The organism is Streptomyces humidus, assembly GCF_014649655.1.
In the GTDB taxonomy this organism is placed as follows: Bacteria; Actinomycetota; Actinomycetes; order Streptomycetales; family Streptomycetaceae; genus Streptomyces; species Streptomyces humidus.
This window is the reverse complement of the sequence record NZ_BMTL01000017.1, coordinates 36,049-59,876: the sequence shown is the minus strand read 5'-3', so window position 1 is coordinate 59,876 and position 23,828 is coordinate 36,049. Positions and strand designations below refer to the sequence as shown.

19 protein-coding genes are annotated in these 23,828 nt (G+C 72.4%); 4 read left to right on the top strand and 15 right to left on the bottom strand.

Features of this window, described 5'->3' with window-relative positions; translation table 11 throughout:
- Positions 1 to 9: 9 nt before the first annotated feature.
- The 11 genes from IE239_RS20590 to IE239_RS20540 all read right to left on the bottom strand — a co-directional run bounded on the left by IE239_RS20590 (position 10) and on the right by IE239_RS20540 (position 13,776).
- The gene (locus IE239_RS20590; RefSeq protein WP_190150814.1) at positions 10 to 1,293 is read right to left on the bottom strand and encodes a thymidine phosphorylase; all 1,284 of its coding nucleotides are present in this window, start codon (positions 1,291 to 1,293) and stop codon (positions 10 to 12) included.
- Between the two features lie 86 nt (positions 1,294 to 1,379).
- Positions 1,380 to 1,781 (bottom strand): cytidine deaminase, encoded by a 402-nt coding sequence (locus tag IE239_RS20585; protein ID WP_190150813.1) that lies wholly within the window; start codon positions 1,779 to 1,781, stop codon positions 1,380 to 1,382.
- Positions 1,778 to 3,064, bottom strand: a complete 1,287-nt coding sequence (locus IE239_RS20580; protein ID WP_190150812.1) for an ABC transporter permease — start codon at positions 3,062 to 3,064, stop codon at positions 1,778 to 1,780. Before IE239_RS20580 ends, IE239_RS20585 begins: the two co-directional genes overlap by 4 nt.
- Complete coding sequence (locus tag IE239_RS20575) at positions 3,064 to 4,191, bottom strand: ABC transporter permease (RefSeq protein WP_190150811.1); 1,128 nt, start codon at positions 4,189 to 4,191, stop codon at positions 3,064 to 3,066. The genes IE239_RS20580 and IE239_RS20575 overlap by 1 nt, the downstream gene beginning before the upstream one ends.
- On the bottom strand, positions 4,188 to 5,747 hold the full coding sequence (locus tag IE239_RS20570; RefSeq protein WP_373308127.1) for an ABC transporter ATP-binding protein: 1,560 nt from the start codon (positions 5,745 to 5,747) through the stop codon (positions 4,188 to 4,190). The genes IE239_RS20575 and IE239_RS20570 overlap by 4 nt, the downstream gene beginning before the upstream one ends.
- A gap of 168 nt (positions 5,748 to 5,915) precedes the next feature.
- Complete coding sequence (locus IE239_RS20565; protein WP_190150810.1) at positions 5,916 to 6,974, bottom strand: BMP family lipoprotein; 1,059 nt, start codon at positions 6,972 to 6,974, stop codon at positions 5,916 to 5,918.
- A gap of 287 nt (positions 6,975 to 7,261) precedes the next feature.
- Positions 7,262 to 8,491, bottom strand: a complete 1,230-nt coding sequence (locus IE239_RS20560; protein WP_190150933.1) for an amidohydrolase — start codon at positions 8,489 to 8,491, stop codon at positions 7,262 to 7,264.
- A 499-nt stretch (positions 8,492 to 8,990) separates the two neighbouring features.
- Positions 8,991 to 10,082 (bottom strand): hypothetical protein, encoded by a 1,092-nt coding sequence (locus tag IE239_RS20555; RefSeq protein WP_190150809.1) that lies wholly within the window; start codon positions 10,080 to 10,082, stop codon positions 8,991 to 8,993.
- A 43-nt stretch (positions 10,083 to 10,125) separates the two neighbouring features.
- On the bottom strand, positions 10,126 to 11,118 hold the full coding sequence (locus IE239_RS20550) for an N-acetylneuraminate synthase family protein (protein ID WP_229878206.1): 993 nt from the start codon (positions 11,116 to 11,118) through the stop codon (positions 10,126 to 10,128).
- Between the two features lie 13 nt (positions 11,119 to 11,131).
- Complete coding sequence (locus IE239_RS20545) at positions 11,132 to 12,349, bottom strand: acylneuraminate cytidylyltransferase (RefSeq protein WP_190150808.1); 1,218 nt, start codon at positions 12,347 to 12,349, stop codon at positions 11,132 to 11,134.
- A 104-nt stretch (positions 12,350 to 12,453) separates the two neighbouring features.
- Positions 12,454 to 13,776, bottom strand: a complete 1,323-nt coding sequence (locus IE239_RS20540) for a DUF6716 putative glycosyltransferase (protein WP_190150807.1) — start codon at positions 13,774 to 13,776, stop codon at positions 12,454 to 12,456.
- 198 nt (positions 13,777 to 13,974) lie between these two features.
- On the opposite strand from IE239_RS20540, the gene IE239_RS20535 reads away from it, so the two are divergent.
- The 3 genes from IE239_RS20535 (at position 13,975) to IE239_RS20525 (ending at position 17,605) form a co-directional block, all read left to right on the top strand.
- Complete coding sequence (locus IE239_RS20535) at positions 13,975 to 14,961, top strand: glycosyltransferase family 2 protein (RefSeq protein ID WP_190150806.1); 987 nt, start codon at positions 13,975 to 13,977, stop codon at positions 14,959 to 14,961.
- Positions 14,961 to 16,367: a polysialyltransferase family glycosyltransferase gene (locus tag IE239_RS20530; protein WP_229878205.1), complete on the top strand. Its 1,407-nt coding sequence runs from the start codon at positions 14,961 to 14,963 to the stop codon at positions 16,365 to 16,367. The genes IE239_RS20535 and IE239_RS20530 overlap by 1 nt, the downstream gene beginning before the upstream one ends.
- A gap of 65 nt (positions 16,368 to 16,432) precedes the next feature.
- A complete protein-coding gene (locus IE239_RS20525; protein WP_190150805.1) occupies positions 16,433 to 17,605 on the top strand; it encodes an acyltransferase family protein in 1,173 nt (390 codons plus the stop codon).
- Here IE239_RS20525 and IE239_RS20520 read toward each other — a convergent pair.
- On the bottom strand, positions 17,602 to 18,252 hold the full coding sequence (locus IE239_RS20520) for a TetR/AcrR family transcriptional regulator C-terminal domain-containing protein (protein WP_190150804.1): 651 nt from the start codon (positions 18,250 to 18,252) through the stop codon (positions 17,602 to 17,604). The two genes, IE239_RS20525 and IE239_RS20520, sit on opposite strands and share 4 nt — an antisense overlap.
- Before the next feature lie 153 nt (positions 18,253 to 18,405).
- On the opposite strand from IE239_RS20520, the gene IE239_RS20515 reads away from it, so the two are divergent.
- Complete coding sequence (locus IE239_RS20515; protein WP_190150930.1) at positions 18,406 to 19,734, top strand: FAD-dependent monooxygenase; 1,329 nt, start codon at positions 18,406 to 18,408, stop codon at positions 19,732 to 19,734.
- A 144-nt stretch (positions 19,735 to 19,878) separates the two neighbouring features.
- Here IE239_RS20515 and IE239_RS20510 read toward each other — a convergent pair whose 3' ends face one another.
- From IE239_RS20510 to IE239_RS20500, 3 genes are all read right to left on the bottom strand, one after another.
- Positions 19,879 to 21,459, bottom strand: coding sequence for an acyl-CoA mutase large subunit family protein (locus tag IE239_RS20510; RefSeq protein ID WP_190150803.1), 1,581 nt, complete (start codon positions 21,457 to 21,459; stop codon positions 19,879 to 19,881).
- Positions 21,460 to 21,764: 305 nt separating this feature from the next.
- Complete coding sequence (locus IE239_RS20505) at positions 21,765 to 22,931, bottom strand: hypothetical protein (RefSeq protein ID WP_190150802.1); 1,167 nt, start codon at positions 22,929 to 22,931, stop codon at positions 21,765 to 21,767.
- Positions 22,931 to 23,590: an RNA polymerase sigma factor gene (locus IE239_RS20500; RefSeq protein ID WP_190150801.1), complete on the bottom strand. Its 660-nt coding sequence runs from the start codon at positions 23,588 to 23,590 to the stop codon at positions 22,931 to 22,933. The genes IE239_RS20505 and IE239_RS20500 overlap by 1 nt, the downstream gene beginning before the upstream one ends.
- Between the last annotated feature and the right edge of the window lie 238 nt (positions 23,591 to 23,828).

Below are 23,828 nucleotides of genomic sequence, written 5' to 3'. Positions count from 1 at the left end.
CGGGCCAGGTCAGGCGATGCGCTCCAGCACGACCGGGGAGGCGGTGAACGCGGTTCCGGGGGCCTCGACGTCGTACGCGCCCTCGACGGCCTGGAGGGCGTACTCGAAGCGCTCCGGGGTGTCGGTGTGCAGGGTGAGCAGGGGCTGGCCGGCGGTGACCGTGTCGCCGGGCTTGGCGTGCAGCTCGACGCCCGCGCCCGCCTGCACGGGGTCCTCCTTGCGGGCCCGGCCCGCGCCGAGGCGCCAGGCGGCGACGCCGACGCCGTAGGCGTCGAGGCGGGTCAGGACCCCCGAGGACGGGGCCTTGATCACGTGCTGTTCCTTCGACGTGGGCAGCGGCGCGTCGGGGTCGCCGCCCTGGGCGGCGATCATGCGCCGCCATACGTCCATGGCCGAGCCGTCGGCCAGGGCCTTCGCCGGGTCCGCGTCCTTCACGCCGGCCGCGTCGAGCATCTCCCGGGCCAGCGCGATCGTCAGCTCCACGACGTCCGCCGGGCCGCCGCCGGCGAGGACCTCGACCGACTCGCGGACCTCCAGGGCGTTGCCTGCCGTGAGGCCGAGCGGGGTGGACATGTCCGTCAGCAGCGCGACGGTCCTCACCCCGTGGTCGGTGCCCAGGCCGACCATCGTGGACGCCAGCTCACGCGCGTCGGCCGTCGTCTTCATGAACGCGCCGGTGCCGACCTTGACGTCCAGGACCAGCGAGCCCGTGCCCTCCGCGATCTTCTTCGACATGATCGACGAGGCGATCAGCGGGATCGCCTCCACCGTGCCGGTCACGTCCCGCAGCGCGTAGAGCTTCTTGTCGGCCGGGGCCAGGCCGTCGCCCGCCGCGCAGATCACCGCGCCCGTGCCGTCCAGCACCGACAGCATCTCCTCGTTGGAGAGCAGCGCCCGCCAGCCGGGGATCGACTCCAGCTTGTCCAGCGTGCCGCCGGTGTGGCCGAGGCCCCGGCCGGAGAGCTGCGGGACGGCCGCTCCGCAGGCCGCCACCAGAGGCGCCAGCGGGAGGGTGATCTTGTCGCCGACGCCGCCCGTGGAGTGCTTGTCGGCCGTCGGGCGGGACAGGGAGGAGAACTCCATGCGCTCGCCGGAGGCGATCATCGCGGCGGTCCAGCGCGCGATCTCCCGGCGGTTCATCCCGTTGAGGAGGATGGCCATCGCGAGCGCGGACATCTGCTCGTCGGCGACCTCCCCGCGGGTGTACGCGTCGATGACCCAGTCGATCTGCTCGTCGCTGAGCTCGCCGCGGTCCCGCTTGGTGCGGATGACGGAGATGGCGTCCATGGCCATGGCTTGGCTTCCTTCCGAGTGTTCCAGAAGCCGCACGGCCCCTCGGAGCGAGTCGTTCGAACAACTCGCCAGGGGCCGCACGGGAGTTACTTGGTGAGATGGTCCGGGCCGAAGGCCTGGGGCAGCATCTCGGACAGCGGCAGGATGCCCGCCGGGGTCTCCAGGAGCAGGTCGGGGCCCCCGAACTCGTAGAGCAGCTGCCGGCAGCGGCCGCACGGGACGAGGATCTCGCCCTGCCCGTCGACGCACGTGAAGTGCGTCAGCCGGCCGCCGCCGGTCCGCTGCAGCTCCGAGACCAGCCCGCACTCGGCGCACAGGCCGAGACCGTAGGACGCGTTCTCGACGTTGCAGCCGGTGACCGTGCGCCCGTCGTCGACCAGGGCGGCGACCCCGACGGAGTAGCCCGAGTAGGGGGCGTACGCGTGGGACATGGCCTCGCGGGCCAGCTCGCGCAGCACCGCCCAGTCGACGCCGGACCGCGCGGTCACTTGCCCTGGCCCTTCCGGTAGCGCATGCCGTCCGCCTTGGGCATGCGCAGCCGCTGTGCGGACAGCGACAGCACCAGCAGCGTGACGACGTACGGGGTGGCGCCCACGAAGTCGCTGGGGACCTCGTCGGTGAACAGGTACCAGAGCAGGACGAGCGCGGCCACGATGAGGCAGGTCCCGCCCTGCCAGTGCGCCTTGCGGTACAGCTTCCAGCCCGCCAGCCCGACGAGGAGCACGACCAGCAGGAGCAGCAGCGCGTGGACGGTCTGGCCGCCGTTGCGCAGCTGCAGCGCGTCGGAGTAGCCGAACAGGCCCGCGCCCATGGCCAGGCCGCCCGGCCGCCAGTTGCCGAAGATCATGGCCGCGAGGCCGATGTATCCGCGGCCGCCGGTCTGGCCCTCCAGGTAGGTGTGGGAGGTGACCAGGGCGAGGAACGCGCCGCCGAGGCCGGCCAGGCCGCCGGAGACGGCCACGGCCGCGTACTTGTACTTGTAGACGTTGACGCCGAGGGACTCCGCGGCGACCGGGTTCTCACCGCAGGAGCGAAGCCGCAGGCCGAACGGGGTGCGCCACAGCAGCCACCAGCTGCCCACGAAGAGCAGGAGGGCGAGGAGGGTGACCACGGACAGGTTCGTGACCAGGCCGCCGAGGATGCCCGCGACGTCGGAGATCAGGAACCAGTGGTGGTTCTCGAGGGACTGCAGGCCGTCCGAGACACCCGGCACGTCGATGTTGGGCAGCGAGTCCACGGGCGGGGACTGCTTGGGGTTGCCGCCCGCCTCGGCCGGCTTGCCCTCCGAGAAGAAGATCTTGGCGAGGTACTGCGTGGTGCCGAGCGCGAGCAGGTTGACGGCGACACCGGAGACGATGTGGTCGACGCCGAAGGTGATGGTCGCGACGGCGTGCACCAGGCCGCCGAGGACGCCGAAGCCGATGCCGCACAGCAGGCCCAGCCAGGGGTTGGACTGCCAGCCGATCCAGCCGGCGCCGAAGGTGCCGAGGATCATCATGCCCTCGAGGCCGATGTTGACCACGCCGGACCGCTCGGACCACAGGCCCGCCAGGCCGGCGAGGCCGATGGGCACCGCCAGGCCGAGGGCGGCGGAGACCTGGCCGTCGGAGGTCAGCTGGTTGGCGCCGGTGGCGACGCGGACCGCGGCGACGAGCAGCAGCGCGCCCGCGACGATCATGAGGATCTGGCCGGCCGAACGGCCCGACCGCCCGTTCCGGGCGTCCGCCTTGGGCGCCGCGGGCGGCGGCGTGTCGGTCATCGTGGCAGTCATCACGCCACCTCCTGCTTCTGGGTCGGGGCGGCGGCCTGGGCGGCGAGTTCGGCGCCGACCCGCTGCTGCTGACGCTTGAGGCCGTAGCGGCGCACGAGCTCGTAGGCGATGACGACGCACAGGACGATGACGCCCTGGATGACGCCGAGGATCTCCTTGTCGTAGCCCTCGAACTCGAGGTGGTTGGTCGTGCGCTCCAGGAAGCCCCAGAGCAGCGCGCCGAGCGCGATGCCGACCGGGTTGTTGCGGCCGAGCAGGGCGATCGCGATGCCGGTGAAGCCGATGCCCGAGGGGAAGTCGTTGCTGAACTGGTGGCTGTCGTTGAGCAGGGTCGGCATGCCGATCAGGCCGGCCACCGCACCCGAGATGACCATGCTGGTGGCGATCATCTTCTTGACGGAGACACCGCTCGCGGCGGCGGCGCTCTCGGACTGGCCGACCGTGCGCAGGTCGAAGCCGAACCGGGTGCGGCCGAGCACGAACCAGTACGCGACGCCGACGAGCACGGCGATGACGATGAAGCCCCACAGCACTCCGGCGGGGCCGGTGTCGATGCTGAAGAAGTACGAGGACTTCGGCAGCGGCTTGGTGGAGATGACCGTGCCGCCGCTCTGCAGCTCGGCGAGCTTTCCGGGCTGCAGCAGGTAGGCGATGATCGCGGTGGCGATCGCGTTGAGCATGATCGTCGAGATGACCTCGCTGACCCCGCGGGTCACCTTGAGGACACCGGCGATGCCCGCCCACACGGCGCCGGTGGCCATGGCGCACAGGATGATCAGCGGGATGGAGATCCAGCCGGGCGTGGTCAGCGCGCCGCCGAGGACGGCGGCGAAGAACGCGGCGAGCCGGTACTGGCCGTCGACGCCGATGTTGAACAGGTTCATGCGGAAGCCGATGGCCACCGCGACGCCCGCCAGGTAGTACGTCGTCGCCTTGTTGAGGATGTAGACCTGGCTGTCGCTGGCGGAGCCGTAGGTCAGCATGTCGCTGAAGGCGGCGCCCGGGTTCTTGCCGGTGGCCAGGATCACCAGGGCCGTGACGACGATCGCGGCGACGAGCGCCAGCAGCGGTGCCGCGATGCCGAGGAGCAGCCGCTCCTTGTCGATCCGCTTGGTCAGCTTGTTCATCGGGCGTCGTCCTCTGTGTGCTCCAGGTGGCCGGTGGCCGCGCCCGTCATGGCGGAGCCCAGCTCCTCGGGGGTGATCGTGGCGGGGTCGGCGTCGGCGACCAGCCGGCCGCGGTACATCACCCGCAGGGTGTCGGAGAGCCCGATGAGCTCGTCCAGGTCGGCGGAGATCAGCAGCACGGCCAGACCCTCGCGGCGGGCCTCGCGGATGTGGTCCCAGATGGCGGCCTGCGCGCCGACGTCCACTCCGCGGGTGGGGTGGGCGGCGATGAGGAGCTTGGGCGCGTGGCTCATCTCGCGGCCGACGATCAGCTTCTGCTGGTTGCCGCCGGAGAGCGAGGCGGCGGTCACGTCGATACCGGGCGTGCGGACGTCGTAGGCCTGCACGATGCGCTCGGTGTCGGTGCGGGCGGCCCCGATGTCGAGCAGCTGGCCGTGGGAGTTGGGCTTCTCGGTGACGTGGCCGAGGATGCGGTTCTCCCACAGCGGCGCTTCGAGGAGCAGGCCGTGGCGGTGCCGGTCCTCGGGGATGTAGCCGACGCCGGCCTCGCGGCGGCGGCGGGTGGGCAAGCGCGAGATGTCGGCGCCGTCGAGGGTGATGACGCCGGCGTCCGGGTCGCGGATTCCCATGATCGCCTCGACCAGCTCGGACTGGCCGTTGCCCTCCACGCCGGCGATGCCGAGGACCTCGCCCTTGTGGATGGTGAAGGAGATCGCGTCGAGGATGATCCGCTGGACGCCGTCGAGGTCCGTCTGGGTCAGGTGCAGTCCGTCCAGCTTCAGCAGCGGGACGTCGGTGACCGTGGACTCCTCGGTCTCCGGTGTGGGCAGTTCGCTGCCGACCATCAGCTCGGCGAGCTGCTTGGGGGTGGTGCCCGCCGGCTTCACGGTGCCGACGGTGGTGCCGCGCCGGATGACGGTGATCTCGTCGGCGACGGACAGCACCTCGCCCAGCTTGTGGGAGATGAAGATGACCGTGAGGCCCTCGGCCTTCAGCTCGCGCAGGTTGCCGAAGAGGGCGTCGACCTCCTGCGGCACGAGGACGGCGGTGGGCTCGTCGAGGATGAGGGTCTTGGCTCCGCGGTAGAGGACCTTGAGGATCTCCACGCGCTGGCGGTCGGCGACGCCGAGCTCCTCCAGGAGCACGTCGGGCCGGACGTTCAGACCGTAGGCGTCGGAGATCTCCTTGATCTTCTTACGGGCCTTGGCGCCGATGCCGTGGAGCTTCTCCGCGCCGAGAACGATGTTCTCCAGGACGGTGAGGTTGTCGGCGAGCATGAAGTGCTGGTGCACCATGCCGATGCCGCGGGCGATGGCGTCGGCGGGGTTGCTGAAGACGACCCGCTCGCCGTTCACCGTGATGGTGCCCTCGTCCGGCTGCTGCATGCCGTAGAGGATCTTCATCAGCGTGGACTTGCCGGCGCCGTTCTCACCGCACAGGGCGTGGACTGTGCCGGTGCGGACCGTGATGTCGATGTCGCGGTTGGCGACGACGCCGGGGAATCGCTTGGTGATGCCGCGCAGTTCGACGGCAGCGGGAGGGCTGGACGCGTTGATGGCGCACTCTCCTCGGGGAAAAGGGGCTGCGTAGGGGAGGGCAGGCGTCGGCGACGCTAGCGCGGCAACTCCGCGCTACACGCGTAGAGTTGACACATTGTTATGGCTCGACGAGGGGGTTCTCATCCACCCCCCTCGTCGAGCCGGGGTACGTCGGGAACCGTCAGGTCACGGGGTGGTCTTGACCGTGATGGAGCCGTCGACGATCTTCTGCTTGGCCGCGTCCAGCTGGGTCTTGATGTCGTCGATGAAGCCGCCGCTGGTGGCCAGCGAGACACCGTTCTTGGCGAGCGAGTAGTTGTTGACGCCCGTCAGCGGCTTGCCGTCGTGCACGGACTTGATGAAGTCGTAGACACCAACGTCGACGTTCTTGACCATCGAGGTCAGGATCGAGGCCTTGTACTTGGCCAGACCCGGGATGTTGTACTGGTCGGAGTCGACACCGATGGCCCACGCGCCCTTGACGCCGTTGACGGCCTCGATCGCGCCGTTGCCGGAGGAGCCGGCCGCCGAGTAGATCACGTCGGCGCCATTGTCCAGCATGCCCGACGCGGCCGCCTTGCCCTTGTCGGGGCTGGCGAAACCGGAGAAGTCCGAGCCGTGGCTCAGGTACTGCGTGTCGACCTTGACCTTCGGGTTCGTGTCGTGGACGCCCTGGACGTAGCCCGCCTCGAACTTCTTGATCAGCGGGACGTCGACACCACCGATGAAGCCGACGTGGTTCTTCTTGGTCTTCAGCGCCGCGGCGACACCGGCCAGGTAGGAGCCCTGCTCCTCGGTGAAGGTGATGCTGTCGACGTTCTTCGCGTCCACCACGGAGTCGACGATGCCGAAGCTGACCTTCGGGAACTTCGCGGCGACCTTGGTCATCGAGGCGGCGTAGGAGAAGCCGACACCGACGACGGGGTTGTAACCGGCCTGCGCCAGGTCGGTCAGGCGCTGCTCGCGGTCGGCCTCGGTGTCGGAGGTCTTGGCGGTCAGCTCCTTGATCGAGCCGCCGAACTCGCCCTTGGCCTTGTCGGCGCCGCGCGCGGCGGAGTCGTTGAAGGAACGGTCACCACGGCCGCCGACGTCGAAGGCGAGACCGATCTTGACACCCGAGCCGCTGCCCCCGGAGGCGGACGACGAGCTGCTGCTGTCGGAGGAGGTGCTGCCACACGCGGTGGCAGTCATGGCGAGAGCTGCGGTCGCGATACACGCAGCAGAAAGCTTGGCTACCCGGCGCACGGGAAGGCTCCTTCACCTGACCTGAGCGCCTCGTCGGCGCTTGATGTGAGCACCATGTCGGTGCTCGAGCCAGGACGCCCTGTCGGCGTCGGCTTCGCGGCATCGTAACGCGCGTAGATGTCAGAAAAACACCCCTCGCGACGCCGTTATCGAACCGAGGCGAACACCGTCTGAACTCGGTGCCTCACAGCTGCGCGCCGTTGATTTCGAACCGGGGACGAATGGCTTACAACCGGGTTGCGCCAGACGGCGGAGCGGCCCTCGGGGGCCGTTCCGCCGGCCTCCGGCTACCTGGTGACCGCGTCCAGCAGGGCCGCCGCCGTGAAGAGTTCCACGCCGACGGTGATCGCCGACTCGTCCGCGTCGAAGTCGCCCTGGTGCAGGTCGCGAACGGTGCGCTCGCCGGGCGGGCGGACGCCGAGGCGGGCCATCGCGCCCGGCACCCGCTCCAGATACCAGGAGAAGTCCTCGCCGCCGAGGCTCTGCTCGGTGCCCTCGACGCCCGTCTCACCGCGCCGGGCGACCATGGCGTCCCGCAGCAGGCCGGTGACGTCGGCGTCGTTGACGACCGGGGGGACGCCCCGCACGTAGTTGATCTCGGACTTGGCGCGGTGCAGGTTGGCGACCTCGTCGATGGCCGCGACGACGATGTCCGGCGCCTGCCGCCACGCCTCGATGTCCAGGCAGCGGACGGTGCCGGACAGCTCGGCGTGCTGCGGGATGACGTTGGGCGCGTGGCCGCTCTCGATCCGGCCCCAGGTGACGGCGAGCCCGGCCCGGGTGTCGACCCGCCGCCCGACCAGCGCGGGCACGTCGGTGACCACGCGGGCGGCCGCCGTGACCAGGTCGGTGGTGAGGTGGGGGCGGGCGGTGTGGCCGCCGGGCCCGTCCAGGGAGATCTCCAGCCGGTCGCAGGCGGAGGTGATGGCGCCCTCGCGCAGACCGATCAGGCCGGCGTCGACCCGGGGGTCGCAGTGCACGGCGATGATCCGGCCGACGCCGTCCAGCGCGCCGTCCTCGATGGCGTCGGCGGCGCCGCCGGGCAGCACCTCCTCGGCGGGCTGGAAGATCAGCCGTACGGGGCGCGGGAGCCGGCCCTGGCGGTGCAGCTCGGCCAGGACGAGCCCGGCGCCGAGGACGACGGTGGTGTGCACGTCGTGGCCGCAGGCGTGTGCGCGGTCCGGGACGGTCGACCGGTAGGCGCACTCGGTCTTGGTGTCCGGGATGGGCAGCGCGTCGATGTCCGCGCGCATGGCCAGGACGGGAACGCCGTCGGCCGCGCCCACCGTCCCGATGTCGCAGATGAGGCCGGTGCCGACGGCGAGCACACGTGGTGCGAGCCCCGCCTTCTCCAGGCGGGCCTTGATCGCGGCCGTCGTACGGAACTCCTGGTTGCCCAGCTCAGGGTGCATGTGCAGGTCGCGGCGGAAGGCCACGAGCTCTGCGCGCAGCTCCTCCGGCAGGACGCCGGGGAGGGTGTCTTCCCCTGAAGGATCGGCCTCGGACTCTCGGGACATCAGTTGCTTCACCCTCTGAAGGGTAGGACGCCGAGGCGGTCGACCGACCTACGATCAACAAAACTTCAACCCGTCAGGCGAAGAAAAGTCGGCCGCGCGGCGCATGGCTGCTGTGGGGGGTGGGTAAACTCCGCCGATTCCGGTTCGGCTCCCACACTTGTTCCTTCCTCTCACGGATACCACGGACCGCTCGAGGCACGCCGTGCCTGTCCACGTTCCGGGACCGGTCCCGGCATCATCGCCCGCGCGCCGCGGTCCCGCCACGCGGGCGACGCCGGGACGCGACGCCGGGGGCACGGCGTCGCGACCGGTCCGGCCGTCGGGAAGAACCGGAGCCGGGGACCCGGGACCCTGGACCCGGGATCTCAGATCCGGCGCCCCGGCCCGCAGACCGGAGCAGGAAGCCGGGCGGGGGACCGAAGGCAGGCGGCGGGAGACGGAAGGCCGGCTGAGAAGGGGTCCGCCCACGCGGGTGACGCGGGTGACGCGGGCAGGGGGGTCAGGCCGGGTTCACCGCCGTCAGTCCGTGCGCGGCGCGCGCGGTCCCCGTGACCCCGGCCAGGAAGCCCTGCGCCCGAGGCGAGGCGTGGGCGGTCAGCCAGGCCGGGTCGATGTCGCAGACCGTGACGCGCACCTCCGTCCCCGCCAGGGCCAGGGGCAGCGTGTGGACGACCGTGGACGGGAAGCTGAGGACCGTCCGGCCGATGGGACCCCGGCGGGCGATCAGTTCCAGCGGGAGTTCGGGGCGCACGATCTGCAGTCCCGTCTCCACGGCCAGCCGGTGGAGTTTCTCCGCGCTCTCGCGGCGGTGCGCGAAGTAGCGGGTGACGCCGTGGGCTTTGGCCAGGGCCCGGACGGCCTCCACATAGCGGTCGGCGTCGACCACTCCCGTCTCCACCAGCGAGGTGCCCACCATGTCCGCGCCCTTCGTGACGCGCGGCGGGCCGAAGCGGTCCCGGGTCCAGGCGAAGCGGTTGGCCGTGCGGACCACGCCGTCCGGGGCGTCCGTGATCGGCATCGCGGAGAACACCTCGACGCGGTGGTCCGCGCCCGGCGTGAGGCGGTGGCGGGCCACGGCGGAGACCGGGGCGAAGAGCAGGTCGCGCAGGCTCGCCCGGGCGCCCTTGCGGTGCCAGCGCACCAGGCGTTCGCCGCGGGCCAGCTGGCCGACGAACTCCATGGTCGCGGTGCCGTCGTCCACCACGACGAGTTCGCCCGCCCGGGTGAGGGTCAGCAGCAGCTGGACGTAACGGGAGAACGGGTCGCCCATCACCATCCGGTCCGCGCGCCGCAGCAGGCCGGTGAGACCGCCGACGGTGCGGAAGGGGGCCGCGGCGCCGTCGCGGGCCTCCTCCCAACGGACGGTGTGCCCTTCCCGGCGGGCCAGCTCGGCCATCCGCCGCAGCTGGCCGCGGGTCATCGGGTCGGTCGGGGACAGCACGACGAGGGTGAGCCCCGCGCCGGACTCCCGCCGCCGGTGCAGCCCCCGGGAGTGCGCCCACTCCAGGACGTTCAGGAGCTGCACCGGGCTCTCCACGAAGGCGAGGGTGTGGGGGGTGGGGCCGGTGTTCTTCCCGGCGCGAGGACTCATCGTCGGACGACCATCCCGTGGGGCACTCGGAGGGACACGCGGGTCAGACCGCGAGCGGCTCGCCCGCCGCCGCCGCGATCTCCGCCTGGGCGACGACGCCCGGGACGCGGCGCAGCTTGCGCATCGGGCCGAGCTCGGAGTCGTAGACCTTCTTGACGCCGTCGCCGAGGGACGCCTCGATGGTGCGGATGTCGCGGACGAGGCGGGTCAGGCCGCCCGGCTCCACGGAGGCCGCCTGGTCGGAGCCCCACATCGCGCGGTCCAGGGTGATGTGGCGCTCGACGAAGACGGCGCCGAGGGCGACGGCGGCCAGGGAGGTCTGCAGGCCGGTCTCGTGGCCGGAGTAGCCGATCGGCACGTTGGGGTACTCCCGCTCCAGGGTGTTGATCACCCGGAGGTTGAGCTCCTCGGCCCTGGCCGGGTAGGTCGAGGTGGCGTGGCACAGGAGGATGTTGTCCGAGCCGAGGACCTCGACCGCGTGGCGGATCTGCCGCGGGGTCGACATGCCGGTGGACAGGATGACCGTCCTGCCGGTGGCACGCAGGGCGCGCAGCAGTTCGTCGTCGGTCAGGGACGCGGACGCCACCTTGTGCGCGGGCACGTCGAACTGCTCCAGGAAGGCGACCGCCTCGGTGTCCCACGGCGACGCGAACCAGGCGATGCCCTTCTCCCGGCAGTACGCGTCGATCCGGCGGTACTCGTCCTCGCCGAACTCGACGCGGTGGCGGTAGTCGATGTACGTCATCCGGCCCCAGGGCGTGTCGCGCTCGACGTCCCACTGGTCGCGCGGGGTGCAGATCTCGGGCGTGCGCTTCTGGAACTTGACGGCGTCGCAGCCGGCCTCGGCGGCCGCGTCGATCAGCCTGAGGGCGTTGTCGAGGTCGCCGTTGTGGTTGATGCCGATCTCGCCGGTGACGTAGACGGGGTGGCCGGGTCCGACGGGGCGGGAACCGAGGAGGCGCAGGCGGGCGTTGATGCGGGGCGTGACATCGGTGCTGGTGCTGGTGCGGGTGCGGGTGCTGGTGCTGGTGCTCATGGCGGAACGTTCCTTACTGGGGGAGGGTGTCGAGGGAGGGGCCGAGGATCCAGCCGGCGATCTCCCGGATCGCGCCGTCGCCGCCGGGCCGGGCGGTGACCGCGCGGGCGGCGCCGCGGACGACGTCGTGGGCGCTCGCGACCGCGACCGGCCAGCCGACGAGCGCGAAGCAGGGAAGGTCGTTGACGTCGTTGCCGACGTAGAGCACGCGCTCGGGCGCGACGCCCTGTTCCTCGCACCACTGCTTGAGCGCGAGGTCCTTGCGGTCGACGCCGTGCAGGACGGGAAGGCCGAGCTTGCGGGCGCGGGCGGCGACGACGGGGTTGCGCTCGGTGGAGAGGATCAGCATCCGCAGACCGGACCGGCGCAGGGCGGCGATGCCGAGGCCGTCGCCGCGGTGGACGGAGACGAGCTCGCGTCCGTCGGAGTCGATCAGCACCCGGTCGTCGGTCTGGGTGCCGTCGAAGTCGAGCACGACGGCGTCGACGTCGGCGGCGGTGGGCAGGGAGCCGGGGAGGTCGGCGTCGAGGAGCGGGGCGAGCGCGCGGGCACGGGCGAGGTCGTGCGGGTCGTCGATCTCCAGGACGCGGGCGGGGTCGGTGCGCACGAGTTCGGTGCGGCCGAAGAAGCGGTGCCCGTGTCTGCGGAAACCGGCCGCGTCCATCGCGTAGGCGGCGCCGGTCTCCAGGAAGTCCTGGGGGCGGTCCTGGCGGCGCGGGCGGAAGGACCGGTCGTGGTTGACCCCGGCGCCGCCCTCGCCCGCCTCGTCCGAACGGCGCCAGACGAAGCCGTGGAAGGGAGCCACCGTGACGGCCGTGTCGGCGCCCTGTTCGGCGACGGCCGCGGCGACGCCGTCGATGTCCTCACGGACGAGGAACGGGCTGGTGCACTGGACGAGCAGGACGACGTCCACCGGGGAGCCGTGCAGGGCCTCGTGGGCGTCCAGGGCGTGCAGGACGGCCGCCTCCGAGGTCGCCGTGTCCCCGGCGAGGGCGGCCGGACGCAGCACGACCTCGGCGCCCGCCTCGCGGGCCGCCGCGGCGACGGCGGGGTCGTCGGTGGACACGACCACGTCCGTGACGAGCCGGCCGGCCCGGCACTCGCGGACCGCGCGGGCGACCAGCGGGACGCCGCCCACCGGGGCGAGGTTCTTCGCGGGCACGCCCTTGGAGCCCCCGCGCGCGGGGATCACGGCGAGAACACGGCGCACGCCGGCTGCTGAGTCGGGCATGGGCGCTGCTCCTGGAGAGGTCAGAGGGGAGGTCGCTGGGGAGCCCGTCGGGCAGGCGCCGGAGAAGGCTCCCGGAGAGGCCGCCGAGGGAGCCGCCGGGGAACTCACAGCTCCCCCATGCGGCGGATCACCGGGGCCACGCGCTGGACGCCGTGCCGGTAGGCGCCGCGGGCCGCCCTGCGGACGGTCCGGCGGACCGGGCCGGGGGTGCCGGCCGCGGCCGGGGCGCCGGGAAGGGGACTGCCGTCGGGGCCGAGGTGGTGGCGGGCGAGGATGCCGGGGAGGTAGCCCGGTGCGACGGCGGGTGTGTAGTAAGGGGTCAGGGGCGGCGGCCCGGCGGGGCTGTCGAGGAGTCCGGCGATGCGGTCGCGGGCCGGGGCGAAGGCGCGGGCGTAGGGGTCTCCCCCGGAGGGGTCCCCGGCGGCGACTCCCTGGCGGGACACCCAGTCCTCGTCGGGGTCGGGGCGGTGCCCCGCGTCGAGCTGGTCCCAGGAGGCCAGGCAGCCGGACCCGACGAAGTGGTGGTTGCCGAGCGCCTCACGCACCCCGAGGTCGGTGAGGACCACGGTGGGGATCCGGCGGTGCAGGGACTCCAGGGCGGCTGTCGAGCTGACCGTGACGAGGAGGTCGGTGCGGTCGAGGACCTCGCCCATGTGCCCGTACACCAGGCGGAGGTTGGACGGCAGGTCGAGCCCCCGCGCCAGCTTCTGGTAGGGCAGTTCCTCGATGTGGGTGGTGTGCTCCCCCGGCCTGGAGCGGAGCTTCAGCAGCACGTCGCGCTCCGGGTGCAGACGCGCGTGCCGCACCAGCCGGTCCAGCAGGTAGGCGCGGTCCGCGCGGTTCTCCGGCACCGAGGGCTGCGCCGCGAACACCACGGTGAACGGGTCGTGTTCGCCGGTGTACGGCGTGCCGCCCAGGAACGGCAGGGCCACTTCGGTCACCGCCGAGGCGTCGGCGCCGACCCCCTCGTACACGGCGCGGAAACGCTCCGCGTCCTGACGGGAGTTGGCGAGGACGAGGTCGGCGCCGTGCCGCAGCAGCAGTCCGTCGGCGAGCTTCTCGTAGACGACGCCGACATAGCCGGTGACGACGACGGGGCGCCTCCCGCCGTTCTCCGCGACCCGCTTCAGACCGTGCAGGAGGGCCTGGACGCTGCCGCCGACCAGCGCGAGGACGAGGACGTCGTACGGCGTGCTCGCCACGACGCGCAGGAACTCGACGGCGGTGACCTCGCGCAGCGAGTCGGCGCGCACACCGACCTCGGCCAGCTGACGGGGGGTCGGGGTGGCCCGGCCCCGCAGCAGGAAGCCGTCCAGGACGGGGGCCGAGGGCGCTGTCCGCGTCGCGGTCAGCGCACCCCATTTCCATCGGGTGTCGGAGTCCGCGAGAACGGCAATCCGTGGGGGGTTCGCAGTACTTGCTGGCACACCGAAGACGCTAGAAAGCAAAACACGTGATTTACCCAATGCCCGATCAACGAGAAGTTAACAACGCGACACCGGAATCCGAACCGGCCCGTCGGCCGCCTGCCGGAAGACGGGGTGCACGAATCCGCCACATTCAGTTCACCCCGCGTCCTCTCGTCGCTAAGTTCCGCCGCCGGAGGCCCTCCTAGGCTTTCCCCCGTGCCCAAGCTCTCTGTGATCGTGCCGTTCTACAACGTCCGTCCGTACGCGCCGGACACCCTCAGAAGTCTTCACATGAATGCCCGTCACGAATTCGAGTTCGTGCTGGTGGACGACCATTCCACGGATGAGACCCCGGAAATTCTCGAACAGGCGGCCGAGGCTCTTTCGAAGGTCGCCCAGGTACGTCATGTGCGCCACGCGGAGAACGGCGGTCTCGCCACCGCGCGCAATACCGGACTCAATGCGGCACAGGGCGAATACCTGACGTTCCTGGACGGAGACGACTGGCTCTCACGCGGCCATCTGGGCGAACTCGTCGCCGCGATCGAGGAGCTGGGCTGCGATTTCGTGCGCACGGACCACGTCCAGGCCACCGGCCGCGCCCGCACGCTGGTCCGGCACCCGCACGGGCTGCGCGGGGAGGTCCTCGACCCCCGCCGGGCGATCCTGCCCGCCGACCGCTCCACGTCCGTCGACTACGCCTACGCCTGGGCCGGCGTCTACCACCGCCGCCTCCTCGACCGCGGCCTGCTGCACTTCACCGACGGGCTGCGCACCGCCGAGGACCGGCCGTGGATCTGGAAGCTGCACCGGGAGGCGGAGTCCTTCGCGGTGGTGAACCTGCACGGCGTCTTCTACCGCCGGGGTGTCGCCTCGTCCCTCACCCGGATCGGCGACGCCCGGCAGCTGGACTTCATCCGCGCCTTCGACCAGGTGGTCGAGGAGACCGCACGGGACCGGGACGCCGACCTGCTGCTGCCCAAGGCGGTGCGCACCTACTGCGCGATCATCGCCCACCACCTCGCGGACATCGACAAGTTCGAGCCCGCCGTCGCCGGACAGCTGCGCACGCGAAGCGCCGCCGCCGTCCGGCGCCTGCCCCAGGAGCTGCTCACCGACGTGCTCGACCGCATGGACCCGAGCCGCTCCGCCAAGCTCCGGCGACTGCGCCGGAGAATCGTCTCCGCGAAGGCGGCCGCCTGATGTCCCCCACGCCCCCCGCCCCGGAGCACACCGCGCACCACGCCCCGGAGCACACCGCGCCCCGCGCGGCCGCCCGTACGACCCAGATCTTCTGCGCCTCCACCCTCTACGGCGCCGCCACCCTCGCCGCCGCCCTCGACGCGGACGTCTTCGCGCCCGCGGACCGCCGGCTGCTGCTGGTGTGCAACAACGCGACGACGCCCGAGACGTCCCCCGCCCTCGACGAGATGCCGGGCTTCGCCGCGCTGCGGGACCGCTTCGACGAGGTCCGCTCCTGGAACGACGCCATCAGCCCCTTCCACCCGGGCGCCTGGTCCCCGCGCCCCGACGACGTGCCCCTCCTCGAGCGGTACCTGCGGCAGCTGTGGGGCCTGGGCGACGACCGGGTGACGATCGTCCTGGAGTCCATCCAGGTCAACCCGGCCCAGGCCATCGCCCAGCTGTTCCCCGGAGCGCCCGTCGACGTCTACGCGGACGGCCTGATGAGTTACGGCCCCACCCGCGACAAGCTCGACCCGCTGCTCGGCACCCGGGTGCGGCGGGTGCTCCACCTGGACCTGGTGCCGGGACTGACGCCGCTGCTGCTCACCGAGTTCGGCGCGCCCGCGCAGACCGTGCCCACCACCGCCTTCCTGAAGGTGTTGGGAGAGGTCGCCGACGCCGTGCCGGAGCTGCCGCCGCTGCCCGAGGAGTGCGCGCTGCTGCTCGGCCAGTACCTCTCCGCGCTGGAGATCCTCACCCCGCAGCAGGAGGAGGAACTGCATGCGCGCATGCTGCGCGGGGCGGTCGCGCGCGGTCACCGTACGGTCGTCTTCGCACCGCATCCGAGCGCGCCGGCCCGCTACGGCCGTGCCCTGGAGGCCGAGGCGGAGCGGCTGGGCGTCACGCTGACCGTCCTCGGGACGCCGGTGCTCGCCGAGGTGCTGTTCGACCGGGCGCGTCCCGCGCTGGTCGTCGGCTGCTTCTCGACGGCCCTGTTCACCGCCTCCTCCTTCTTCGGGCTGCCCGTGGCCCGCGTCGGCACCGAGTGGCTGCTGGAACGGCTGGTCCCCTACCAGAACAGCAACCGCGTGCCCGTCGTGCTGGCCGACGCGCTGCTCCCGGACCTGGAGGACCGCGGAAGCGAACACAGCGTCGAGGCGGACACGGTGGCCGAACTGCTCGCGGCGGTGGGCTTCGTGATGCAGCCCCAGCTGCATCCGGGGCTGCGACCGGTCGCCGAGCGGTATCTGCGCACCCGTCTCGGTCCGCGCACCGGGCGGTACTTCAGGCGCAGGCGGCTCACCGCCCTCGGGCTGCCGGGCGGCATCCCGCAGCGGCTGGCCTTCCTTCCGCGCCACGCCGCCACGCGCCGGGTGGTGCGGCGGGCGAGGGCGCTGCGCAGGGCCGTCCGCCGACGGAAATGACGACGCACACGACCACGGGCACGACGGCAGACACGACGACGGACACGACTGCGAGGGGTACGGGCATGACCGAGACGGTCGTGAGCGGCACGTCACCGGCATCGCCCGCCGCGACGGCATCGCCCGCCGCGACGGCGCCGGTCCACGGGACCGGTGGACCGGGCGGGCCGGACGGGCCGGGCAGGGCCGAGGGCAGACTGCGGGCCCTGGACGGGCTGCGGCTGGTCGCCGCGCTGATGGTGGCGGTGTACCACTACGCGGGCCGCGACGGCGAGGTCTCGCGCGCGTGGGGGACCTCGCCGAGGGTGCAGTTCCCCACGCTGCACGTCTTCGCCTCGTACGGCTGCCTCGGCGTCCAGGTCTTCTTCGTGATCAGCGGGTTCGTGATCTGCATGAGCGGCTGGGGCCGGACGCCGCGGTCGTTCGCCGCCTCACGCGTGTCCCGGCTGATGCCCGCCTACTGGGCCGCCGTCCTGCTGGTGACGGCGGTCTTCGCGCTGCCGCCGGTCGTCTTCGCGGCCGTCTCCCCGAGCGACGCGCTGGTCAATCTGACCCTGCTCCAGCAGCCGTTGGGCGCGGACCGGGTGCTCGGCGTGTGCTGGACGCTGTGGGTGGAGATACGTTTCTACGTCCTGTTCGCGCTGTGCGTCGTCCTGCCGGGCGCGAACCGCCGCCGGGTCGTGATGTTCTGCGCGGGCTGGACGATGGCCGCCGCGATCGCGCAGGCGGCGCACGAGCCGCTGCTCGATCTCGTCCTGATGCCCGAATACGCGCCGTTCTTCGTCGGCGGGGTCGGCCTCCACCTCGTCCACCGCGACCGGCGCGACCCCTACGCCTGGGGAATCGTGGCCGCGGGCTTCCTGATCGGCCAGCACTACGCGGTGCGCCGACTGTCCGGCGTCCCGGACCCGCATGCCTTCGCCCACCGCACGAGCCTCGGCGTCGTCCTCGTGGTCGCCTTCGGCTTCGTGGCGGTCGGGGCGATCGCGCTGGGCCTCCTGCACCGGGCGAACTGGCGCTGGCTCACGGTCGCGGGGACGCTGACGTACCCGTTCTATCTGGTCCACGAGCATCTCGGCTGGGTGGCGATCCGCTTTCTGCACCGCGGTCTGCGTCTGCCGTCGGCGGCGACCTTCGCACTGACCCTCGTCGCGATGCTGCTGCTGGCCCTGCTGCTCAACCGCTGCGTGGAGAAACCGCTGGCACCCCGGCTCCGGCGCGCGCTCTCGCGGGCCTAACGGACCCCGTATTGTGCGGCGATCCCGGCCACGACGATCTCGAGGCCCTCCTCGAAGTGCCGGTCGTAGTCGGCGAAGATCTCCGCGCCCGCCTGCGCGGCCAGCGGGAACTCCCGCATGGAACGCGCCCGTTCGTCGAGGTCGTACCCCTCGCGCCGTTCGCCGGGCCGTGGTTGGACGCCCTGCTCCTCGGTGACGAACCCGAGGGTGTACAGGTACGACGTCGAGGTCGCGCGGACGGCCTGGGCGAGGGTGAAGCCCGCGGCCGTGAACAGTCGCAGGGTGTCCTCCATCTGCTCGGCGTGCACGAGCTCGGTGAAGCGTGAGCCGCTGAAGACCTTCGCGCCGTCGCGGTAGCCGCGCAGCGCCTCGCGCAACCCCCGGTTGGACTTGCGCAGCCGCTCCTGCCAGGTGTCGTCGGGACCGAGCGCGGTTCTGGCGGTCATCCGCCGGAACATCTCGGTGGCCATCTCGTCCAGCAGCGCCTGTTTGTCCTTGAAATGCCAGTACAGAGCGGGCGCCTTGACGTCCAGCTCACGGGCGATGGCCCGCAGCGTCAGGCCGTCGAGGCCCACCTCGTCGAGCAGCCGCAGGGCGGTGTCGGCGACCCGCTCGCGGTCCAGGGGCACGCGTCGTTCGATGCTCACGCTTGACAGCTTAACGCCGTTAAGGACACCCTCGTGGGGGACGGCACTTAACAGCGTTAAGGAGATGCGGTGAACGGTGACGCCGTGGACACGGACACCCGGCGGCGGAACCCGCGGCCGGACAGGCGGCGGGACGGACGGCGGGACGGGCGCGTGGACGTGCTGATCGTCGGCGCGGGCCCCACCGGCCTCGCCCTCGGCATCGACCTGGCCCGGCGCGGCGTCGACGCGCTGCTGCTGGAGCGGGGTGAGACCCTCGCCCCCGGCTCACGCGGCAAGGGCCTCCAGCCGCGCACCCTGGAGGTCTACGAGGACTTCGGCGTCGTCGACGAGGTCCTCGCCGCCGGAGGCCCGTACCCCGTGAGCGTCGTCTGGACGGACGGCCGCCGGACCGGGGAGCACCGGATCTTCGACCCCGTGGAGGACGGCGGGGAAATCTCCCGGTTCACCGTCCCCTGGATGGTCCCGCAGTGGCGCAACCAGGAGATCCTGCGGGCGCGGCTGGAGGAACTGGGCGGGACGGTCGCCTTCGGCCGCGAGGTCGCCGGGATCGGCCAGGACGAGGACGGTGTGACGGCGCGCCTGGCCTCCGGCGAGGAGATCCGCGCCCGGTACGCGGTCGCCGCCGACGGAGGCCGCTCGACGGTCCGCCGGGCGCTCGGCATCGCCATGTCGGGCGAGACGGTCGACCCGTACCCGCTGCTGGTGGCGGACGTGCGCATCCCCGGCCTCGGCCGGGACCGGTGGCACGTCTTCCCGCCGAGCGGACAGGGCGCCGGCTACGCGTCGATCTGCCCGCTGCCGGGCACGGAGGACTTCCAGCTGGTGGCTCAGCTCTCCGGCCGCACGGACATCGACCTCTCCCCGGACGGCGTCCGCAAGGCGGTCGCCGAGCGCACGCACCTCTCCCCCGCGGACGTCACCGAGGTCCGCTGGTCCTCCGAATTCCGCCCCCGCGCCGCCCTGGCGGACCGCTTCCGCGAGGGCCGGGTCTTCCTCGCCGGGGACGCGGCGCACGTCCACTCCCCGGCGGGCGGCCAGGGCCTCAACACCAGCGTCCAGGACGCCTACAACCTGGGCTGGAAGCTGGGCGCGGTGCTGAGCGGGCGGGCGCCGCAGGCTCTGCTCGACACCTACGAGGAGGAACGGCGTCCGGTGGCCGAACACGTCCTCGGACTGTCGACGGCGATCCACCGGAACCAGGCGCGCCGGGGCGCGGGGACCCGGCAGCTGGGGCTGCACTACCGGGAGTCGTCGCTGAGCGAGGAGACGAGGCCGGCCCCGGGCGCGCTGCGCGCCGGTGACCGCGTCCCCGACCTGACGGTGGACGGCGTCCGCCTCTTCGACCGGCTCAGGGGCCCGGACTGGACTCTGCTGACCCTGGACGACGGGGTGTTCCTGGTCCGCCCGGACGGCTACGTGGGCTGGGCGGGCCCGTCCGTGGACGGCTCGGACGCGTACCGGGCGCGTGTCGGCGCCTGAGCCTGCCCTGACGGTCGCCCGACCGTCAGAGCAGGCCCCCCGGGCCGGAACGGCCTCCGCCGACCGGTCCGGCGGCTCCGCGTCCGGCGTGACCGGGGGCGCCTGGAGACCGTCCACGGCCGCCCCGGCGAGGGAACCGCCGGCTCAGAAGGCGTCCGACGGCACGTACGTCCCCCAGACCTCCCGGAGGGCGTCGCACACCTCGCCGACCGTCGCCCGCGCCCGCAGCGCTTCCTTCATCGGGTAGAGGACGTTGCCCTCGCCCTCCGCCGCCTTCCTCAGGGCGTCCAGCGCGGTGTCCACCGCCGGCCGGTCGCGTTCGGCCCGCAGCCTCGCGAGCCGATCCGCCTGCCGGGCCTCGATGGCCGGGTCGACGCGGAGCGGCTCGTAGGGCTCCTCGGCGTCGAGCCGGAAGCGGTTGACGCCGACCACCACCCGCTCGCCGGAGTCGGTCTCCTGCGCGATGCGGTAGGCGTTCTGCTCGATCTCGTTCTTCTGGAAGCCCTGCTCGATGGCCGCCACCGCACCGCCGAGGTCCTCGACCCTGCGCATGAGCCCGACGGCCGCCGCCTCGACCTCGTCGGTCATCCTCTCGACGGCGTAGGAGCCCGCGAAGGGGTCGACGGTCGCCGTCACGTCCGTCTCGTGGGCCAGTACCTGCTGGGTGCGCAGGGCGAGGCGCGCGCTCTTGTCCGTGGGCAGCGCGATCGCCTCGTCGAAGGAGTTGGTGTGCAGCGACTGGGTACCGCCCAGGACCGCGGCCAGACCCTGGACGGCGACCCGCACCAGGTTCACCTCGGGCTGCTGGGCGGTGAGCTGCACGCCGGCCGTCTGCGTGTGGAAGCGCAGCATCAGCGACCTGGGGTTCCGCGCGCCGAACTCCTCCTTCATCACCCGGGCCCAGATCCGGCGTGCGGCGCGGAACTTCGCGACCTCTTCGAGGATCGTCGTACGGGCCACGAAGAAGAACGAGAGGCGGGGTGCGAAGTCGTCCACGTCCATCCCCGCCGCCACCGCCGTACGCACGTACTCGATGCCGTCCGCCAGAGTGAAGGCGATCTCCTGCGCGGGCGAGGCGCCCGCCTCCGCCATGTGGTAACCGGAGATCGAGATGGTGTTCCACCTCGGGATCTCGGCCCTGCAGTACCTGAAGATGTCGGCGGTCAGCCGCAGTGAGGGCTTCGGCGGGAAGATGTACGTGCCGCGCGCGATGTACTCCTTGAGGACGTCGTTCTGGACCGTGCCCGTGAGCCGCGCCGCCGGGACGCCCTGCTCCTCGCCGACCAGCTGGTACATCAGCAGGAGCAGCGCCGCGGGCGCGTTGATCGTCATCGACGTCGAGACCTCGTCCAGCGGGATCCCGCCGAACAGCACCCGCATGTCGTCGACCGAGTCGACCGCGACGCCCACCTTGCCGACCTCCCCGTGGGCGATCGGGGCGTCGGAGTCGTAACCCATCTGGGTCGGCAGGTCGAAGGCGACCGACAGGCCCGTCGTGCCGTGGGCGATCAGCTGCCGGTATCGGGCGTTGGACTCCGCCGCGGTGCCGAAGCCCGCGTACTGGCGCATGGTCCAGGGGCGGCCGGTGTACATCGACGGGTACACGCCCCGGGTGAAGGGGTAGCCGCCCGGCTCGCCCAGTCTCTCGACGGGATCCCAGCCGGTCAGGTCCTGCGGCCCGTAGACCGGCTCGATGGGCAGTCCGGACTCCGACTCACGCGCCATGGGTGCGATGCCTCCCGCTGGTCTGTCCGCTCCGGGACCTTCCTCCCAGGATGGCCGCAGACGCCGTTCCTCACCATGCCGGGACGGCACGGGGCACGGGGGCGGGGCGGGGGCGGGTGTAAGGGGCGCGGGCGGGACCGGGGGAACGTGTCCCGCCCGCGCCAGGCGCACGAGCCGAAGGTACGGGGGGAACCCCGGCTCGGTGCAAGGGCCGATGACCAGTCGGCTCACTTGTTACTGCGTTCCACCCGCGGAAAACGTCACACCTCTCGTCGAAAAATTTCGACGAATTAAGAAACCGCAGGTCAGTGACCGTGTGGACGGCGGCCGTCGTGGTGACGGCCGTCGTGATGACCGCGGCCACCACCACTTCCGCCGTGCCCGGTGTTTCCGCCGTTGCCGCGGGTGACGCCCGGATGTCCGTGGCCTCGGTCGTCGCCGTCGTCGCCCCGGCCGGACTTGCCGTCCGGGCCGCCGCGGCCGCTCGCCCCGCCCTTGCTCCCGCCGTCGCCCCGGCCCTTTCCGGCGTTCCGGCCGGCGGCGCCCTTCCCCGTGCCGCGGTCGTCGCCGCGGGAGGTCGCGCCGACGCCCTGGAGGACGCCGGCGCAGAACGCCGGTACCCGCTTCGGGCCGCCCGCACGGTGCTCCAGGGCGCGTCGCCGCTCGGCGTCCGGGATCCTGCCGGAGCCCAGCTCACGGCAGGACGCGATCACACCGGGCGGCCATGCGCCGGGAGAAGCCGGAGGCACCGGGACGCCGTCGTCCGTCGTCCCGTCCCCGGCGGTTCCGCCGCCGACGGCCCTGTGCCCGCCGTCCGGCGTCGCGGGAGCCGTGCCGCCGCCGACCGTGCCGGAGGCGTCCGGGGACGGCGGGACGAGCGCCCGGCCGGGGGACGCCGGGGCGGAGACGGACACCCCGGGGCGGCCCGGCTCCGCGCCGCCGAACGGCGTCGGCAGGAGGCCCGTCCCGCTCGCGGCCGCGACTCCGCCGGCCACCCCGACGGCCAGCGCCGCGGCCAGCCCCAGACGCACGGATCGGCTCCAGCGGGTGGGACGGCCGGACGCCGGGACCGGACCGCCGATCCGCACCAGGCCGGCGTCGGCGGCGAACACCTCGGCGCGCGCCGCCTGTCCGGCGCCGCCGACGGGTACCGCGCGGTCCGCCGCGGCGGACGGGGCGGCGCGGAAAGCGAGGTCGGTGCGGTCGGCGTGCGCCTTGCGGAAGGCTGCCAGGGCCGCGGCCTCGCCGGGGAGCTCCTCGTCGTCGCCCGGGGACCCGGCGCTGGAGGGCGACAACGCAGAAAGCGCGGACAACGCAGACCGCTCCGACAACGCGGACAGCGCGCCCAGGGTCCGGGCGAGCCGTTCGGCCTCTTCCCGGGCCGGGCCGTCGACAGCATTGTCGGGTGACTCACCGCGCAGCAGACGCTCCGCCGTCTCGCGGTCCAGCCACCTGTCCTGCTTGTCGGCCATCACATGTCCTTCTGCGTCCGCGCGCGCACACGCGTCACACCCGCGGACGTCACCGCCCGCGAGCACGGGCCTGGTTGAGGCGGCAGCGCGTCGAGCGCCCCCGGCGACTCCGGATCCCCGCCGAGCAGTTCGGCGAGCTTCCGCAGGCCGCGGTGCGCGGCCGTGCGGACCGCGCCTGGTCGTTTGCCGAGCGTCTCGGCGGCCGTCTTGGCGTCCAGGCCCATCACCACGCGCAGGACGACGGCCTCGGCCTGGTCCTGCGGCAGCCGGGCGATGAGGCCGAGGGCGTGGCCGGTGGCCAGCGCCTCCATGGCCTCGCCCGCGGTGTCGGACGCGGCGGCCCGGCCGGTCAGCTCGGTCTCGTCGGCGACCGTCGCCGGGCGTCTGCCGCGCATGCGCACATGGTCCAGGGCGCGGTTGCGGGCGATCCGGGCGGCCCAGCCCCGGAAGCGGTCCGCGTCGCCGCTGAACCGCTCCAGGTCCCGGGCGACCTGCAGCCAGGCCTCGGAGGTCACGTCCTCGGCGTCGAGATCGCCGACGAGCGTGCGCACGTACCCGAGCAGCCGCGGGTGCACCGCGCGGTACACGGTCCGGAACGCGGTCTCGTCCCCGTTCTGTGCCGCGAGCACCGCGGCTGTCAGCTCCGCGTCGTCCCCCACGTCGTGGTTCCTCGGTCGATGGTGCGCGGTTTCTGAGGACCGCAGGTCGTTTGCGGTGGTCTGCCGCTTGGCCGTCCGGCGCGAAAGGCACGTTACGACCTGAAACAGCCGCGCGTCCATGTTCGTAGAACATGCAACTGACTCGTGACGCACTGGATGTGCTCGGGGTGTGACAGAAAACGCACGCACGGCGCTGTAGAGAGTACGGGCCGCCGCGCGGCCCGTGCCGCGCGACGGC

Excerpts from the sequence above, each read along its gene's own strand:
- IE239_RS20590 (WP_190150814.1), bottom strand. The coding sequence starts at position 1,293 with ATGGCCATGGACGCCATCTCCGTCATCCGCACCAAGCGGGACCGCGGC.
- IE239_RS20580 (WP_190150812.1), bottom strand. The coding sequence starts at position 3,064 with ATGACTGCCACGATGACCGACACGCCGCCGCCCGCGGCGCCCAAGGCG.
- IE239_RS20575 (WP_190150811.1), bottom strand. The coding sequence starts at position 4,191 with ATGAACAAGCTGACCAAGCGGATCGACAAGGAGCGGCTGCTCCTCGGC.
- IE239_RS20560 (WP_190150933.1), bottom strand. The coding sequence starts at position 8,491 with ATGTCCCGAGAGTCCGAGGCCGATCCTTCAGGGGAAGACACCCTCCCC.
- IE239_RS20555 (WP_190150809.1), bottom strand. The coding sequence starts at position 10,082 with ATGAGTCCTCGCGCCGGGAAGAACACCGGCCCCACCCCCCACACCCTC.
- IE239_RS20550 (WP_229878206.1), bottom strand. The coding sequence starts at position 11,118 with ATGAGCACCAGCACCAGCACCCGCACCCGCACCAGCACCAGCACCGAT.
- IE239_RS20545 (WP_190150808.1), bottom strand. The coding sequence starts at position 12,349 with ATGCCCGACTCAGCAGCCGGCGTGCGCCGTGTTCTCGCCGTGATCCCC.
- IE239_RS20530 (WP_229878205.1), top strand. The coding sequence starts at position 14,961 with ATGTCCCCCACGCCCCCCGCCCCGGAGCACACCGCGCACCACGCCCCG.
- IE239_RS20525 (WP_190150805.1), top strand. The coding sequence starts at position 16,433 with ATGACCGAGACGGTCGTGAGCGGCACGTCACCGGCATCGCCCGCCGCG.
- IE239_RS20510 (WP_190150803.1), bottom strand. The coding sequence starts at position 21,459 with ATGGCGCGTGAGTCGGAGTCCGGACTGCCCATCGAGCCGGTCTACGGG.
- IE239_RS20505 (WP_190150802.1), bottom strand. The coding sequence starts at position 22,931 with ATGGCCGACAAGCAGGACAGGTGGCTGGACCGCGAGACGGCGGAGCGT.